Origin of the sequence: Chitinimonas sp. BJB300 (genome assembly GCF_002735695.1) — a bacterium.
Lineage (GTDB): Bacteria > Pseudomonadota > Gammaproteobacteria > Burkholderiales > Chitinimonadaceae > Chitinimonas.
Window position 1 is genome coordinate 1 of the sequence record NZ_PDZH01000250.1, and the last position, 2,756, is coordinate 2,756.

Genomic DNA, 2,756 nt, shown 5'->3' on the forward strand with positions numbered 1-2,756 from the left:
GCTCAAGCAAGCGACCAAAGCCCATATGGAGATGTTGGAAAACACCCCGGAACGAGTGTGCTCCTATTTCGAAGACCCCAGGATCAAGTACGCCGCCTGATCAACACTTAGTTGCCGGGTGAATAGGGACTTCGGTACGCGTCAGGCGAAATTTCCGTGCAGCAGGCGAAGTGCTTCAATCTCCGGCTTGGCATAGAGATACCCCTGGTGCCATGTAACGCCCAATTCGGTCAGTAAATCCGCTTCGCTTTGCGTTTCTATACCTTCGGCAATTATGCGTATACCCAGCTTTTTACAGGCCAGGCAAACAGCTTCTACAATTGCCTGTCGGACGGGATCATCGGCAATGCCGCGAGTGAGCTCCATATCCATTTTGATAATGTGCGGCTGAAACTGAGCCAGCAGGTTCAGCCCTGCATACCCCGCCCCAAAATCATCTATTGCAGTCATCATGCCATGGCGCTTGTATTCCTCAAAAATGCTCTGCAGATGAGCGCTATCCCGGACCTTTTCTCCTTCAGTCACCTCAAAGATCAGCCGTGAATGCGATAGACCGAAACGCTCGGTGGCTTCTAGCGTGGCGCGTATGCAAGATGCTGGGCGATACACCGCATTTGGCAAGAAGTTGATGCTCAGCTTGCAATCATCATGCTTGCCCAAACCTAAGCGGACAGCAAGCTCAATTGCCTTGACTCGGCATGCCTGATCGAAGCGGTAACGATTGCTGTCATCAACCTGCGAAAGAATGCTTGCTGCCGACTCACCATCTCGTCCACGTACCAGTGCTTCGTATGCAACCGGACGCAGAGTTCTTACATCGACGATAGGCTGGAAAGCCATGGTGAATTCAAAAGGCAGCAAACCAGGATTTCTGCAACCCTCGCAGTTGAGAGACGTAATTTCGGTTGCCGAGTGGTGTTCAAGGTTTGGCATTACTTTCCTCCCATTCCACAAATATCACGATTAAAGTCATGAAGCAGGCTGAAGAAATGGGGCAAGCATCATGCATGACCTTACTTCTTCATCTGAACAGACTATTTGTGCCCGCTTGGGCAATCGTGCCCAACCGCTCTACGGCGGCATATGCGGTTTGCTTGCAAATGTCACTGCACCAATGTCCGCACTACGCAACGCTCTGTGTTTTCGACCGCGCTGGACACGTTCTGTGTTGTTAGTGCTCACCAACGGAAGCTTGGTCAGTTTCACTGTGGTTCATTTTTCTGGTGCCGGCGTTCCTAGAAAACCAGAACCAGTTCAAATTGCCTTTACCCCTTCAAAGTAAATGCTGAGGATGCGTCCCACAATCTAGTCATCACTTAATTTGGCATATGGGTGCATTAAATCAAATGAGGGATCTGAGGTGTAACGGAACAAAAACCGGGTTAGGTGTTTGTCATTATTTGGATTCAGAAAATGGGCTCTTGGACGCACTTGCCTTGTCCCGAACCCGCATGATGGACTGCCGTGGGCGCTGTTGCAAAAAAACTGGAGAGCGCACAAAGGGTGGGGTTCTGGCCTTTTCAGGCAACCGCAACCACAGGTGTATCTAGCAGGCTCGTGACGTGTTCGATGGCTTCAGCCAGGGCATTGAGTCCCAGACCGAACGCCCGCTCCACCAGACGCACCTCACCCCGGATGCCGTCCTGGATCTGGAAAGCCCGGGCCTGCCGTTTCTTCAGCGCCCGCATCACCTCCAATCCTTTGAGGGTGGCATACGCGGTCTTCAGTGACTTGAAGGTTCTGTCGCAATAAGCCCGTTGAAGTGAAAATGTTCAGGTAAGCGGAGCCTATGAAAGCCGTCCACCTTCAGCTCGAGATGTCGAGCCTTCGCAAAGTCCTGAAGCGTTTGCACTATCCGCTGGAGATCAGGTTGATGTGCGTGCGCTGGTACGCAGCTTACCCACTGCGCCTGCGTCATCTGGAAGAAATGATGGCCGAACGCGGCGTGACGGTCGATCACGCCACGATACACCGCTGGGCGTTCAAACGCCTGCCCGTGCTGGCCAAGGTGTTTCGTCAGCGCCAGCGACCGGTGGGACGGAGTTGGCGGAGGGACGAGACCTACATCAAGGTCGACGGTCAGTGGCAGTACCTGTACCGTACCGTCGATACACTCGGCCATACCGTGGACTTCCTGCTCACGGCCAAGCATGGCCCGGCGGTTCTTCGAACGGGCTATCGCGCTGCATGACGTGCCTGAGAAGATCACCATCGATAAGAGCGGAGCCAACACGGCTGCCGTACACGGCCTATTCGACGCTGTCGGTCAGGCCGTTGAACTACGCCAGTCGAAGTATTTGAACAACCTTGTCGAGCAGGATCACCGCGCCATCAAACGGCGAACTCGGCCGATGCTCGGATTCAAGGAATTTCGTTCGGCCGCCCGGATAATTGCCGGTATCGAAACCCTGCACATGATCCGCAAGGGGCAGCTCGACTGTCCCAAGGGCACCCCTTTATCTTCAGCGCAGCAATTCTATTCCCTAGCATACTGAGGACCACCACGGGACTGGGCTTTTCTCATCCATCACCCTTTATTGCGACAGAACCCAAAACAGCGCCATGTCGCCCTTGAGCGATTCATAACACCTGGGCTATCGAAATTGAAAAATCAAATCCCCTGACCTTGTTCAGGTACAGGGGACAAGAAATGCAACTACGTTGATGATTTATTCCCAGTAAGCAAAGGCACGCCTATCCGTATTGACCCACGGTTGAGAAGACGTACAACGCGAGGGAGCACAAGTACTACCGTA

At 53.2% G+C, this 2,756-nt stretch carries 1 protein-coding gene and 2 pseudogenes; 1 reads left to right on the top strand and 2 read right to left on the bottom strand.

Annotated features, from left to right (window positions below; translation table 11 throughout):
- Window positions 1-141: 141 nt before the first annotated feature.
- Both CSQ89_RS20920 and CSQ89_RS20925 read right to left on the bottom strand, forming a co-directional pair.
- Window positions 142-933, bottom strand: a complete 792-nt coding sequence (locus CSQ89_RS20920) for an EAL domain-containing protein (RefSeq protein WP_099407910.1) — start codon at window positions 931-933, stop codon at window positions 142-144.
- Window positions 934-1,520: 587 nt separating this feature from the next.
- Window positions 1,521-1,736 (bottom strand): annotated as a pseudogene (locus tag CSQ89_RS20925) (hypothetical protein); the annotation flags it as partial.
- Window positions 1,737-1,816: 80 nt separating this feature from the next.
- On the opposite strand from CSQ89_RS20925, the pseudogene CSQ89_RS20930 reads away from it, so the two are divergent.
- Window positions 1,817-2,495 (top strand): annotated as a pseudogene (locus CSQ89_RS20930) (IS6 family transposase).
- The last annotated feature ends 261 nt before the right edge of the window (window positions 2,496-2,756 follow it).

Bases quoted from the DNA above. Each gene is read 5' to 3' on its own strand.
- CSQ89_RS20920 (WP_099407910.1), bottom strand. From the start codon at position 933: ATGCCAAACCTTGAACACCACTCGGCAACCGAAATTACGTCTCTCAAC.